Below are 12,467 nucleotides of genomic sequence, written 5' to 3'. Positions count from 1 at the left end.
TGTGCGCCGCGCTCGCGCGCCACAGGCAACGAGGTGAACACGTGAACCTCCGTCCTCCCCGCACAGGAGGGCGGACCGAGGAACCGGCGCTCTCTGCCCTGACTGCCCCGGCTCCTCACCCTTCGGCCGACCGGGACCGCACACCCCACGGCCGATGTTGCTCCGGGCTGCGGTGCCGGGAGGGTTGAGGGTCCCTCCCAGGCGCCGCGGCCCGCGGGTGTCTCCGGGCCGGGCCGCACCCGGCCCCGGGGCCCGCACGTCTCGGGCGGCCGCAGGGCCCCGCCCCTCGCAGTGCCCCCGGCCCCTCGCGGACCCGTCCCTCGTGCCCCCGCGTATTTCGAAACCGTACAAACGCCCGGGTACGCTCGCAGACGTGCCCTCCATGAACGAACTCGTACGCCAGCACACCGCCCTCGACGACTCCGATCTCGAATGGCTCCACCTGCTGGTCTCGGAGTGGCAGCTGCTCTCCGACCTCTCCTTCGCCGACCTGGTGCTGTGGGTACCCACGCTGGACGGCACCCGTTACGTCTCCGTCGCCCAGATGCGGCCCAACACCGGCCCGACGTCCTACCAGGACGACATGATCGGTCACCTCGTCCCGCGCGGCCGCCGCCCGATGCTGGACGCCGCGCTCGACGAGGGGCGGATCGTCCGCGAGGGAGACCCGGAGTGGCGCGAGGAGGTACCGGTCCGGGTCGAGTCCATCCCGGTACGGCGCCAGGGACGCGTCCTCGGGGTCATCGCGCGCAACACCAACCTCCTCACCGTGCGCACCCCGAGCCGACTGGAGCTGACGTACCTGCAGAGCGCCTCCGACCTGGCGCAGATGATCGCGGCCGGCTCCTTCCCCTTCCCCGACCAGCAGGTCGACATGGACGCCTCGCCGCGCGTCGGGGACGGCCTGATCCGGCTGGACGCCGACGGCGTGGTCACCTACGCCTCGCCGAACGCGCTGTCCGCCTACCACCGGCTCGGTCTGGCCGCCGACCTCGTCGGCCAGCATCTCGGCGAGGCCACGGCCGAACTCGCCCCGTCCCGCGCCCCGGTGGACGAGGCGCTGGTGAAGCTGGCGAGCGGCTGGGCGCCGCGCGAGTTCGAGATCGAGGCACACGACGGGGTGATCCAGTTCCGGGCCATCCCGCTCAAACCCAAGGGAACCCGCATCGGTTCACTGGTACTGCTCCGCGACGTCACCGAACTGCGCCGCCGCGAACGTGAGTTGATCACCAAGGACGCGACCATCCGGGAGATCCACCACCGGGTCAAGAACAACCTCCAGACGGTGGCCGCGCTGCTCCGGCTCCAGGCCCGGCGCATCGACTCCGAACGCGGCCGGGAGGCACTGGAGGAGGCGGTTCGCCGGGTCGGCTCGATCGCCATCGTCCATGAGACGCTGTCTCAGAACCTGGACGAGCGGGTGGAGTTCGACGAGATCGCCGACCGGGTGCTGGCGATGGTCGCCGAGATCTCGCCGGGCAAGGTCGCCGGCCGGCGCAGCGGCCGGTTCGGGATCCTGGACGCCGAGGTCGCCACGCCGTTGTCGATGGTCCTGACCGAGATCCTGCAGAACGCCCTGGAACACGGCTTCCTGGAGGGCGACACCGGAACCGTCGAGGTGTCGGCGGTCCGCGGCGGCACCACTCGCGAGGGCCGTCTGCTCGTCACCGTGCAGGACGACGGAGTGGGGCTGCCCGAGGGCTTCGACCCGCACAGCTCGGGCAATCTCGGCCTGCAGATCGTACGGACCCTGGTGGAGGGCGAGTTGGGCGGCACCTTCGACATGGTCCCGGCGCCCGAGCGGGGCACACGCGTGGTGCTCGACATCCCGGTGGGGACGCCCAAGTAGCCGGGCTCGGCGAGCCGTTCCCCACGGCGAACGCTTCTTCACGGTGACCGTTCCTCACGGTGACCGTTCCCCACGAGGATCGTCCGCCCCGCGCCCCCACCACGGCCGTTGCCCGCGGGATCCGCCCCGCCCCCGTCGTCGGCACAGCAAAAAGCCCCGGACCTTGGCGGGTCCGGGGCCAGTCGCTCGTTGCTGCCCCACCGGAATGGGGGTACCCCGTGCTCGAAGAGCCTGGGGGAGCATCGGGGGTACTGCGCGCTGCGGCTCGGGGGCGGGGGATGCGTGCACGCTGCACGCGCCGCCAAGCTCAGGCTGTCAGCGGGGTGGCTGTGGTCAGGCGGAGGCCTGACGGGCCCGGTTGCGGGCGGCGCGGCGCTTCATCGCACGGCGCTCGTCCTCGCTGAGACCACCCCAGACGCCGGAGTCCTGGCCGGACTCGAGCGCCCACTGCAGGCACTGCTCCATAACCGGGCAGCGACGGCAGACGGCCTTGGCTTCCTCGATCTGCAGCAGCGCAGGACCGGTGTTGCCGATGGGGAAGAAGAGCTCGGGGTCTTCCTCGCGGCAAACGGCGTTGTGACGCCAGTCCATGGCTGCTACCTCTCCTTGGTATTACGTGCAAGTGCTTGTGAATGTGAACGCTTTCACGAATCCCTCAACAAGTGAAGGGCCGACCGTCAGGTTTCCCTGGCGTGGTCCTGTGGATTGAAGAGGGGTTCCGGCGATCTCCGGGGCCCGGTGTGGGGGCCGTCCCGATCGCCATGTAGAGATTCGCAAACCTCGGCGGCGGATACAACCCCTTCCGGAAACTTTTTTTGGATTCCTCGGTGTCGACTAGGTCACAGCCGTACTTCCATGGGGTGGATCCTGGCCTAAACGTTCGAGTGAAAGGACTTTAGGCCCTTCCGCTCACACAATCACACGCAGTGCACGGCGTACGCCTGTGAACGTCACGCTCGTACGCAGCCCCAGGTGGTCACCGTCCATCTGGAGGGGGAGCGGCGCCTTCGAATGCAAGGTGAAGCTGCTCAGGTCGTGCAGCGACAGGGCGTGCCTGCCCTGCGGCCCGCGCTCCGGGGACGAAGTGAGCAACTGCGTGCCGTACCGGGCGACCGCGGCCGTGGACAGACGGCTGAGACCGAGCACGTCGAGGCCGGTGTCGAACGACGCCTTGGGGGACGTGTACATCGGGCGATTGCCCAGGTAGGTCCACGGCGAGGTGTTCGAGACTATCGCCACCACCAGATCGGCGACCGGGTCCTCGCCCGGCCGCTCCAGGGTGATCGCGCCGTGCCGGCGGTTCGGCTCGCCGAAGAACTGGCGCAGCACCTGGCGCACGTACAGGGCGTGCGTGGACTTCTTGCCGCGCTCCCGCTGCTGTTCGACGCGGCCGACGACGCCCGCGTCGAATCCGAGGCCGGCGTTGAAGGTGAACCAGCGTTCGGGGACCGCCGCGTCGTCGGTGCCCGGCGTCCCGGAGGCGAGTCCCAGGCCGACCGTGCGCTCGCTTCCCTCGCGCAGGGCGTCCAGGATCGCGCCGGTCGCCTCGACCGCGTCGTTGGGCAGGCCCAGGGCGCGGGCGAAGACGTTGGTGGAGCCTCCCGGCACCACCGCGAGGCGGGGCAGGCGCTCGGGGTCGGGGCCGCGGTGCAGCAGGCCGTTCACCACCTCGTTGACCGTGCCGTCGCCGCCGAGGGCCACGACCAGGTCGACGTCGTCGCTGTCCGCCGCCTGGCGGCCCAGGTCGCGCGCGTGGCCCCGGTACTGGGTGGTGACCGCGTCCAGTTTCATCTCACTGGCGAGGGCGTGGATCAGGACGTCGCGCGTACGTGCGCTTGTGGTGGTTGCCGCCGGATTGACCACGAGAAGTGCACGCATGGTCAGCAGCGTACCTACTGAGGAGTACTCGGCCCAGGCCGAGGTAGGGATCGGGTAAGAGGGGCGGGCGTGAGCCTGGACACGGCGGTCAGCTCCGCGAGGGCCGCTGCGCGGGGCTGAGGCTACCCTTCTGGGGTGAGCAGTGAGCAGAACTCCCGGACCGACTCCACGGACGCCTCCGGCCCGCGCCCAGGACGGCTGACCTCCGCGGCGGCGCTGTGCGCGCTGGAAGGGCTCGCACTGCTCGTCGGCGGCGTCTGGATGCTGGTCCTCGGCCTCACGGGCGACGGCGGCGACCGGCAGCAGGCGGTCACCGGCGGGATCACCGTCCTCGTGCTGGCGCTGCTGCCGCTGCTGGCCGCCCGTGGGCTGCTGCGCCGGCGCGGCTGGAGCCGGGGCCCGGCGGTCATCACCCAGATCATGGCGCTGCCCGTCGCCTACAGCCTGCTGCAGGCCGACAGCGTGGCCGTCCCGGCGGGCATCGCGCTCGCGGCGGTGGCCGTGGCCTCCCTGGTCCTGCTCGTGCACCCGGCGACGACCCGCGCCCTCGGCATCAGGGGTCCGGGCCGCGCGCGCGAGAGCGAACAGCGCTAGCTGTATCGCCCTGTGAGGGTGGTGCCGCGGGCGCGGGGTGCGGCACGCGCATCCGCGGCGTTGCCGCGGGATGCCCGGCTCCCCTCGCACCCGGCTTCACTCACGCCGCGGGCCGCCGGTGCCCGGACGCTCTGCGCCGCCGCGCGCCGCAGGCACCCCACGGGCCGGGCAGCCGCTCAGCGGCCCGCGCGGCCGCGCCACCGCTCGCGCGCGGGGCTACTCCTCCACCAGCAGCTTCTCCCGCAGCTGGGCCAGGGTGCGGGCCAGCAGGCGGGAGACGTGCATCTGTGAGATGCCGACCTCCTGCGCGATCTGCGACTGGGTCATGTTGCCGAAGAAACGCAGCAGCAGGATGCGCTTCTCGCGCGGTGGGAGGTCCTCCAGCAGCGGCTTCAGCGACTCGCGGTACTCCACGCCCTCGAGCGCCTCGTCCTCCGCGCCGAGGGTGTCCGCGACCGCCGGGGACTCGTCGTCGGTGTCGGGGACGTCCAGGGACAGCGTGGAGTAGGCGTTGGCCGACTCCAGGCCCTCCAGGACCTCCTCCTCCGAGATGGCGAGCTTCTCCGCCAGCTCGTGCACCGTGGGGGAGCGGCCGTGCAGCTGGGACAGCTCGGCCGTCGCCGTGGTGAGGGAGAGCCGCAGCTCCTGCAGCCGCCGCGGCACCCGCACGGCCCAGCCCTTGTCCCGGAAGTGCCGCTTGATCTCACCGACGACCGTCGGGGTCGCGTACGTGGAGAACTCGACGCCGCGGTCGGGGTCGAAACGGTCGACCGACTTGATCAGCCCGATGGTGGCGACCTGGGTGAGGTCGTCCAGCGGCTCGCCCCGGTTGCGGAAACGGCGCGCGAGGTGCTCGACGAGCGGCAGGTGCATCCGGACCAGCTGGTTGCGCAGCTCCGCGTACTGCGGGCTGCCCTCCGGCAGCGCGCGCAGCTCCACGAACATCGCGCGGGCGCCACTGCGGTCATGGGGGTCGTGCCGCGTGCCGTGCACGCTCGGGGCGCCCTGCGCGGCGTCCTCGGAGTATCGCTCGTGCTCGCTCATCGTCCCGCCCGTCGCCCTTCCCCGAGCCCCTGCCCGCTCCTCCGCCCCCGGCTGCGGGGAACGGACGGGGGGACCCCCGTGGCCGGCGGAGGCATCGCTCCGGGCCGGCGGAGGCGTGCCCTGCACGGCGTCGTCCCGCTCCCGCCGCCCCTCGCCACGAGCGGGCCGCGGGGTCTCGTCGTCCGGGTGCGGTCTGGCCTGCTCGGGGATGCCGTCGATGCCCTCGATGCCGCCCGCGGGCCGTGAAGGCCCCGCCGGCGCGCCCGGCCCGCCCCCGGAAGGACTTCCGGAAGGAGTCCCGGCCGCGTCGGCGCGGGGCGCGATGGCGCCCTCCGCCGGCAGCTCCCGTGTGCCGCGCTCTTCGTCCCGCACCGGCCCGTCCCCGTTCCTCACGCCGGCCCGGGTCCCGCGCCGCGCTGTTTGTAGAGGCTGATCGAAACGGTCTTGTCCTCGTCGACGGCGGAGGAGACCTTGCCCGCCAGGGCCGACAGGACGGTCCAGGCGAAGGTGTCCCGCGAGGGGGCGTGACCGTCCGTGGTCGGGGCCGAGACGGTGACCTCCAGGGAGTCGTCGACCAGCCGGAAGACACAGCTGAGCACCGAGCCGGGCACGGCCTGCTGGAGCAGGATCGCGCAGGCCTCGTCCACCGCGATGCGCAGGTCCTCGATCTCGTCGAGGGTGAAGTCCAAACGGGCCGCCAGGCCGGCCGTGGCCGTCCGCAGCACCGACAGGTAGGCACCCGCAGCCGGCAGCCGGACTTCCACGAAGTCCTGGTTCGCCGCGGGCTCGCCTGCGATCTGGGACACCCTCACCTCCAAGGTGGTACAAGCTCTACAAGCTCTCTCGGGCCGAGGGTCGCCCCCCGGGGCACACGATTCATGGTCCAGCGGTGACGCTACCGCGCGCCCGACATTCCTGTCCCCGGGACCCCGACCCCTTTCTGTCACTCATAGTAAACCTACGGATACGCTCCGTGGCTAGGGGTTGGGCGGATCCAAATGGGAGCGACGCGCGCCGGGTTGACGTACCCACACGTCAGACGGTCGAACCGTCCGAAAGTCCGGTCACACCAGGACGTGGTCCACGAAGCACCAACGCCAGTCTTCCCCGGGTTCGAAGGTCCGCATCACCGGGTGACCGGTGTCCTTGTGGTGCTTCGTGGCGTGCTGCCCGGGCGACGAGTCGCAGCATCCCACGTGGCCACAGGTCAGGCACAGCCGCAGCTGCACGGGGTGTGTACCGTCCCGCAGGCACTCCGGGCACGTCTCGCTGCGGGGACCGGGCTCCGGATGCGGCAGCGCGTCGGTGTGCGTGCACTGTTTCATGATTGCCAGATTACGACGTTCGCGCGGATGACCGCGCGGGGCGATCCGGGCGGGACGAGACGATGGGTGGGCGAGGACGATGGACGTGATGCCGCTGCTGTTGCTGGTGGCGGGCAGCGCCGTGGTGGCCGGGGCCGCCCGGCGCACCCCGGTACCGGCACCGCTGCTGCTGGTCGCCGCGGGGCTGGCCGTCTCCTACGTTCCCGGGGTGCCGGACTACACCCTCGACCCCGAGGTGGTCCTGCCGCTGCTGCTGCCCCCGCTGCTGTACACGTCCGCCGCGGACAGCTCCTACCTGGACCTGCGCGCGCAACTGCGGCCCGTGGCACTGCTCTCGGTCGGGTACGCGCTGTTCGCGACCTTCGTGGTGGGCTGGGCCGCGTACCTGATCGTTCCGGGGCTGCCGCTGACGGCGGCCCTGGTGCTGGGCGCCGTGGTCGCCCCGCCGGACGCGGTCGCGGCCACGGCGGTGGCCCGCCGCGTCGGGCTCCCCTCGCGCATCACCACGATCCTTCAGGGTGAGTCCCTGCTCAACGACGCCACGGCGATCACCGCCTACAAGGTGGCCCTCGCCGCGGCCGTCGGGGAGGGCGCGACCTGGTCCGGGGGAGTGGAGGAGTTCCTCGTCGCCGCGGTCGGCGGTGTCGGCGTCGGACTCGTGCTGATGGCGCCGCTGCACTGGCTGCGCACCCACCTGAAGGAGGCGCTGCTGCAGAACACGCTCTCCCTGCTGATCCCGTTCGTCGCCTACGGCGTCGCCGAGCAGGTGCACGCCTCCGGGGTCCTCGCGGTCGTCACCGTCGCCCTCTACCTCGGTCACCGCGCGTGGGAGGTCGATTTCGCCACCCGCCTCCAGGAGGAGGCCGTGTGGAAGATGGTCGCGTTCGTCCTGGAGTCGGCGGTGTTCGCCCTCATCGGCCTCCAACTGCCGGTCGTCCTGCGGGGACTGGAGGAGTACGCCGGAGCGGCGGCGGCCTGGTACGCGATCGCCGTCTTCCTGGTGGTCGTGGCCACCCGGTTCGTGTGGGTGTACCCGGCGACGTTCATGCCGCGGCTGCTGCGGCGGGTGCGGGAGCGCGAGGAGAACCCCACCTGGAGAGGTGCCATGGTCACCGCGTGGGCGGGGATGCGGGGCGTGGTGTCCCTGGCCATCGCCTTCTCGATCCCGCTCACGGTGCACGGCGGGGGGCCCTTCCCGCAGCGGAACCTGATCCTCTTCCTGACCTTCACCACGGTCATCGGGACGCTGGTCGTGCAGGGCCTGACCCTGCCGCCGCTGATCCGCCTGCTGAAGTTCCCCGGCCACGACGCGCAGGCCGCCACGCTCGCGGAGGCGAACGCCCAGGCGCAGGCCTCCCGGGTCGCCGAACAGCGCCTGGAGGAACTGCTCACCGACGAGCGCAACGCCCTGCCGCCCCCGCTGGCCGACCGGCTGCGCTCGGTCCTGGAACGCCGCCGCAACGCCGTGTGGGAACGCCTCGGCCAGACCAACCCGGTCACCGGCGAGTCGGTCGACGACACCTACCGCAGGCTCTCCCGGGACATGATCGGCGCCGAGCGCGCGGTCTTCGTGCGCCTGCGGGACGGCCGCTACATCGACGACGAGATGCTGCGCACGCTGCTGCGCAGGCTGGACCTGGAGGAGGCGGCCGCCTACCGGGAAGCCGCGTAGCCGCACGCGCACGGCCCCCGCGCCGCCGCCCGGCCGGCGGCCGGGGCCCGGGGGACCCGGCTCGTCGAGCCGCGGCTCGGGAGACCCGGCTACGACGGGAACGGCCGGCCCGTCACGACGGCGGCGATCGTCGTCCCGCGCGCGAAGGCGCCCTCCTCGGCCAGCGTGAGCAGCCCGTACAGCATCTTGGCGACGTACAGGCGCTCGACCGGCAGGCCGTGGCGCGCGCCGAAGTCCTCGGCGAAGGCGTCGAGCCGGGGGGTGGTGCGGGCGTAGCCGCCGAAGTGGAAGCGGTCGTCGAGGGACCACGTGCCGCGCCGGGCGCCGAAGGCCTCTTCCTGCAGGGCCAGCACCGCGGCCTCCAGGAAGCCGCCCTTGAGCACCGGTATGCCGAGGGCTCGCCCGCCCTCCGGCAGCCCGGCGGCCAGGCCCGCGAGCGTGCCGCCGGTCCCGCAGGCGACGGCGACGACGTCGGCCCGGTCGCCCAGTTCCGCGCCGAGCGCCGTGCAGCCGTGCACGGCGAGGGAGTTGCTGCCGCCCTCGGGCACGACGAAGGCGTCCGCGGCCCCCACCGCGCGCAGGACGGCCGCCAGGGTCGCCGGTTCGGCCTTGCGCCGGTACGTCTGCCGGTCGACGAAGTGCAGACGCATCCCGTCGGCCGCACACCGGGCCAGGGAGGGGTTGAGGGGACGGCCGGCCAGCTCCTGGCCGCGGACCACCCCCACCGTGGGCAACCCGAGGAGGCGGCCCGCCGCCGCGGTGGCCCGCAGGTGGTTGGAGTAGGCGCCGCCGAAGGTGACGACGGTCCGTCCGGCGGCGGCCCGCAGGTTCGGGGCGAGCTTGCGCCACTTGTTGCCGGTCAGCTCCGGATGGATCAGGTCGTCCCGCTTGAGCAGCAGGCGCAGTCCGCGCCGGCCGAACCGGTCGTCGCTCAGCTCCTGCACGGGAGAGGGGAGCCTCGGCGCCGGCGCGGCAGGGTCGGGGACGGGGGCGGCGGGGCTGGTCATCCGTCCATTGTCCCCGGCACCGCCGCGCTCGTGCCGCGGCCGCCGCGGCACCCGCTGCGGACGACGGCGGGGCGGTGGCCGCCGGGGGCCGGCCCCGCCGCGATCGGGCACGGGTCGAACAGGATCGCTACGCCTGCCCGGACCGATGGTGATCCATTCCCGCTCTTTCGTGTAATAGCACGGACACGTTACGTGATGGAAGGCTGGGGCTCGCAAATCGATGCGCGGCGCCGATCGTGCCGGGCATGAGTGGGAGGGCAATTCTCTATGTCGGTAGGCGATGAGGTCCGCACGGAGCAGGACCGGCCGCAGCAGAGCCTCGGCACCGCGGCCGCGCGGAACCTGGCCACCACCACCAAGTCCGTACCCCAGATGCAGGAGATCAGCTCACGCTGGCTGCTGCGCATGCTGCCGTGGGTCGACGTGCAGGGCGGCACGTACCGGGTCAACCGGCGGCTCACCTACGCGGTCGGCGACGGCCGGATCACCTTCGTGAAGACCGGCGACCGTGTCGAGGTGATCCCCGCCGAACTCGGCGAGCTGCCGGTGCTGCGCGGGTACGAGGACGACGACGTGCTCTCCGAACTGGCCCAGCGCTGCAGGCAGCGCGAGATCGCCGCCGGACAGGTGATCGCCTCCTTCGGCAACCGGGCCGAGGAGGTCTACCTCCTCGCGCACGGCAGGGCAGAGAAGGTCGGCACCGGCCCCTACGGCGACGACCAGGTACTCGGCGTCCTCGCCGACGGCGCCCACTTCGGCGAACAGGCGCTGCTCGACCCGGACGCCATGTGGGACCACACGGTCCGCGCCGCCACCGCGTGCACCGTGCTGGTCCTGTCCCGGCACGACTTCGAGCAGGTCGCCGAGCGCGCCGAGTCGCTCACCGACCACCTGGGGCGACTGCGCTCGATCCCCGGGCAGCGCACCAACAAGTACGGCGAGAAGGCGGTCGAGCTCGCCGCGGGGCACAGCGGTGAGCCGGACATTCCGCACACCTTCGTCGACTACGAGGCCCGGCCCCGCGAGTACGAGCTGAGCATCGCCCAGACCGTCCTGCGGATCCACTCGCGGGTGGCCGACCTCTACAACCAGCCGATGAACCAGACGGAGCAGCAACTCAGGCTCACCGTAGAGGCGCTGAAAGAGCGCCAGGAGCACGAGCTCATCAACAACCGTGACTTCGGACTGCTCCACAACTGCGAGTACGACCAGCGGATCCAGCCGCACGACGGGGTGCCGAGCCCCGACGACATGGACGAACTGCTCAGCCGGCGCCGCAGTACCAAACTGTTCCTCGCCCACCCCCGTGCCATCGCCGCGTTCGGCCGCGAGCTGAACAAGCGGGGGCTGGTACCCGAGACGATCGACATGGGCGGCAACCGGATCCCCACCTGGCGCGGGGTGCCGATCTTCCCGTGCAACAAGATCCCGGTCACCGAGGCGCGGACCAGCTCGATCATCGCGCTGCGCACCGGAGAGGAGGACCAGGGCGTCATCGGGCTGCGCGCCAAGGGCATCCCGGACGAGATCGAGCCGAGCCTGTCCGTGCGGTTCATGGGCATCAACGAACAGGCCATCATCAAGTACCTGGTGACGGCCTACTACTCGGCGGCGGTCCTGGTGCCGGACGCCCTGGGTGTGCTGGAGAACATCGAGGTCGGGCGTTGGCGCTGAGGCCCTTCGCCGGTCACCGGTGTCCCCGCCCCACGGGCCGGGTAGTACACCCCGGCGGCGCGCGCCCGGTGCCCTGCGGGCGGACGCCACGGTTCTCGCAGTCTCCGAGGGGGAGCGGATGGCCGAGTTCATGACGGGGACCACACCCCGTCCGCCCGGCGCGCGGGGCGCCGCGCAGGCGGCGCGGCAGGAGGGGACGGCGCCCGTGGAGCCGCTGCCCCGGCCCGCCGGTCCCGGCCGCCTCGACGGCTCCGAGACCGCCGCCGGTGGCCCGGGGGGCGGCTGCCGGGGGCAGGAGTGTGCGTCGGACGGGCAGGACGCGGCGGAGATCCTGGAACGGGCACGGGTGTCGTTCGACCCCGAACTGCGCTCCGCGGTCGCCTCGCTGCCCGCCTCGATGCGCCGGGTCGCGAGCTACCACTTCGGCTGGGAGGACGCGGACGGCACACCGACCGCGGGAAACGCGGGCAAGGCGATCCGTCCGGCCCTGGTGCTCACCGCGGCCGCCGCGCTCGGCGGACCGGGGGCGAGAGCCGGGGCCGCCCGGGCCGCGGCGGCGGTGGAACTGGTCCACAACTTCACGCTGCTGCACGACGACGTGATGGACCGGGACGCCACCCGCCGGCACCGGCCCACGGCGTGGACGGTGTTCGGCGACGCCGACGCCATCCTCGCCGGGGACGCCCTGCAGGCGCTGGCCCTGCGGATGCTCGCCGAGGACCCGCATCCGGCGTCGCGTGCGGTCGCCTCCCGGCTCGCGTCCTGCGTCGTCGAGCTGTGCGCGGGCCAGCACGCGGACACGGCCCTGGAGCGGCGCCCGCCCGACCAGGTCAGCCTCGCCGAGGTGCTCGCCATGGCCGAGGCCAAGACAGGCGCGCTGATCGGCTGTGCCTGCGCCGCCGGGGCGCTGTACGCGGGGGCCGGCGAGGAGGAGGTGGAGGCGCTGGACGCGTTCGGCCGGCAGGCGGGGCTGGCGTTCCAGCTCATCGACGACGTGATCGGCATATGGGGCGACCCGCGCCGCACCGGCAAGCCGGCCGGAGCCGACCTCGCCGCCCGCAAGAAGTCCCTGCCCGTGGTCGCCGCACTCACCTCCGGCACCCCGGCGGCCGAGGAACTCGCCGAGCTGTACGCCCGGCCCCGTCAGGAAGGAGAGGAGGAGCGCGCCGCGCTGGCCGTGGAGCGGGCCGGTGGCCGGGACTGGGCGCAGTCCCAGGCGGCCGACCGGATGGCCCAGGCCGTCCACGAGCTCTCCCGCGCCGTCCCGGACCCCGCGGCCGCCGGGGGGCTGCTGGCGCTGGCCGAGTTCGTGACCCGGCGCAGCAGTTGAGGTGCGCACGAGACTCCGGCGGCCCCGGGTCCGCACGGTTCCTGACCCCGCGCGGACCCGGGGCTCCGGCTCGGCGGGTCCCGCACTGCCCCAC

Annotated in this window: 11 protein-coding genes; 5 read left to right on the top strand and 6 right to left on the bottom strand. The window is 72.6% G+C overall.

Annotation, left to right across the window (positions count from 1 at the left end):
• Positions 1–382 precede the first annotated feature (382 nt).
• A complete protein-coding gene (locus tag IG64_RS03970; RefSeq protein ID WP_037851934.1) occupies positions 383–1,849 on the top strand; it encodes a sensor histidine kinase in 1,467 nt (488 codons plus the stop codon).
• Between the two features lie 333 nt (positions 1,850–2,182).
• Here the strand turns inward: IG64_RS03970 and IG64_RS03965 are convergent, their stop codons facing one another.
• Positions 2,183–2,440, bottom strand: a complete 258-nt coding sequence (locus tag IG64_RS03965; RefSeq protein WP_016639615.1) for a WhiB family transcriptional regulator — start codon at positions 2,438–2,440, stop codon at positions 2,183–2,185.
• Between the two features lie 318 nt (positions 2,441–2,758).
• A complete protein-coding gene (locus IG64_RS03960) occupies positions 2,759–3,727 on the bottom strand; it encodes a diacylglycerol/lipid kinase family protein (protein WP_037851932.1) in 969 nt (322 codons plus the stop codon).
• A gap of 135 nt (positions 3,728–3,862) precedes the next feature.
• Here IG64_RS03960 and IG64_RS03955 point away from each other — a divergent pair, with 135 nt between their 5' ends.
• The gene (locus tag IG64_RS03955) at positions 3,863–4,321 is read left to right on the top strand and encodes a hypothetical protein (protein ID WP_037851929.1); all 459 of its coding nucleotides are present in this window, start codon (positions 3,863–3,865) and stop codon (positions 4,319–4,321) included.
• Between the two features lie 216 nt (positions 4,322–4,537).
• Here IG64_RS03955 and IG64_RS03950 read toward each other — a convergent pair whose 3' ends face one another.
• From IG64_RS03950 to IG64_RS03940, 3 genes are all read right to left on the bottom strand, one after another.
• Positions 4,538–5,737: an RNA polymerase sigma factor SigF gene (locus IG64_RS03950; protein ID WP_078883772.1), complete on the bottom strand. Its 1,200-nt coding sequence runs from the start codon at positions 5,735–5,737 to the stop codon at positions 4,538–4,540.
• Positions 5,738–5,754: 17 nt separating this feature from the next.
• Positions 5,755–6,171: an anti-sigma regulatory factor gene (locus IG64_RS03945; RefSeq protein WP_009190566.1), complete on the bottom strand. Its 417-nt coding sequence runs from the start codon at positions 6,169–6,171 to the stop codon at positions 5,755–5,757.
• A gap of 258 nt (positions 6,172–6,429) precedes the next feature.
• On the bottom strand, positions 6,430–6,690 hold the full coding sequence (locus IG64_RS03940; protein WP_037851926.1) for a UBP-type zinc finger domain-containing protein: 261 nt from the start codon (positions 6,688–6,690) through the stop codon (positions 6,430–6,432).
• A gap of 79 nt (positions 6,691–6,769) precedes the next feature.
• Between IG64_RS03940 and IG64_RS03935 the strand changes: the two genes are divergently transcribed.
• Complete coding sequence (locus IG64_RS03935) at positions 6,770–8,362, top strand: Na+/H+ antiporter (protein ID WP_037851925.1); 1,593 nt, start codon at positions 6,770–6,772, stop codon at positions 8,360–8,362.
• An 89-nt stretch (positions 8,363–8,451) separates the two neighbouring features.
• Here the strand turns inward: IG64_RS03935 and IG64_RS03930 are convergent, their stop codons facing one another.
• Positions 8,452–9,369: a 1-aminocyclopropane-1-carboxylate deaminase/D-cysteine desulfhydrase gene (locus IG64_RS03930; RefSeq protein WP_037851924.1), complete on the bottom strand. Its 918-nt coding sequence runs from the start codon at positions 9,367–9,369 to the stop codon at positions 8,452–8,454.
• 267 nt (positions 9,370–9,636) lie between these two features.
• Here IG64_RS03930 and IG64_RS03925 point away from each other — a divergent pair, with 267 nt between their 5' ends.
• Together IG64_RS03925 and IG64_RS03920 are read left to right on the top strand one after the other, a co-directional pair.
• Positions 9,637–11,043, top strand: coding sequence for a family 2B encapsulin nanocompartment shell protein (locus IG64_RS03925; RefSeq protein ID WP_037851922.1), 1,407 nt, complete (start codon positions 9,637–9,639; stop codon positions 11,041–11,043).
• A gap of 118 nt (positions 11,044–11,161) precedes the next feature.
• On the top strand, positions 11,162–12,373 hold the full coding sequence (locus IG64_RS03920; RefSeq protein WP_037851921.1) for a family 2 encapsulin nanocompartment cargo protein polyprenyl transferase: 1,212 nt from the start codon (positions 11,162–11,164) through the stop codon (positions 12,371–12,373).
• Positions 12,374–12,467: the final 94 nt, after the last annotated feature.

Source organism: Streptomyces sp. NRRL S-340 (genome assembly GCF_000720185.1).
Lineage (GTDB): Bacteria > Actinomycetota > Actinomycetes > Streptomycetales > Streptomycetaceae > Streptomyces.
This window is presented reverse-complemented; position numbering and strand designations above follow the sequence as displayed.

Coding starts and splice junctions, on each gene's coding strand:
- IG64_RS03970 (WP_037851934.1), top strand. CDS start 383: ATGAACGAACTCGTACGCCAGCACACCGCCCTCGACGACTCCGATCTC.
- IG64_RS03965 (WP_016639615.1), bottom strand. CDS start 2,440: ATGGACTGGCGTCACAACGCCGTTTGCCGCGAGGAAGACCCCGAGCTC.
- IG64_RS03960 (WP_037851932.1), bottom strand. CDS start 3,727: ATGCGTGCACTTCTCGTGGTCAATCCGGCGGCAACCACCACAAGCGCA.
- IG64_RS03940 (WP_037851926.1), bottom strand. CDS start 6,690: ATGAAACAGTGCACGCACACCGACGCGCTGCCGCATCCGGAGCCCGGT.
- IG64_RS03935 (WP_037851925.1), top strand. CDS start 6,770: ATGGACGTGATGCCGCTGCTGTTGCTGGTGGCGGGCAGCGCCGTGGTG.
- IG64_RS03930 (WP_037851924.1), bottom strand. CDS start 9,369: ATGACCAGCCCCGCCGCCCCCGTCCCCGACCCTGCCGCGCCGGCGCCG.
- IG64_RS03925 (WP_037851922.1), top strand. CDS start 9,637: ATGTCGGTAGGCGATGAGGTCCGCACGGAGCAGGACCGGCCGCAGCAG.
- IG64_RS03920 (WP_037851921.1), top strand. CDS start 11,162: ATGGCCGAGTTCATGACGGGGACCACACCCCGTCCGCCCGGCGCGCGG.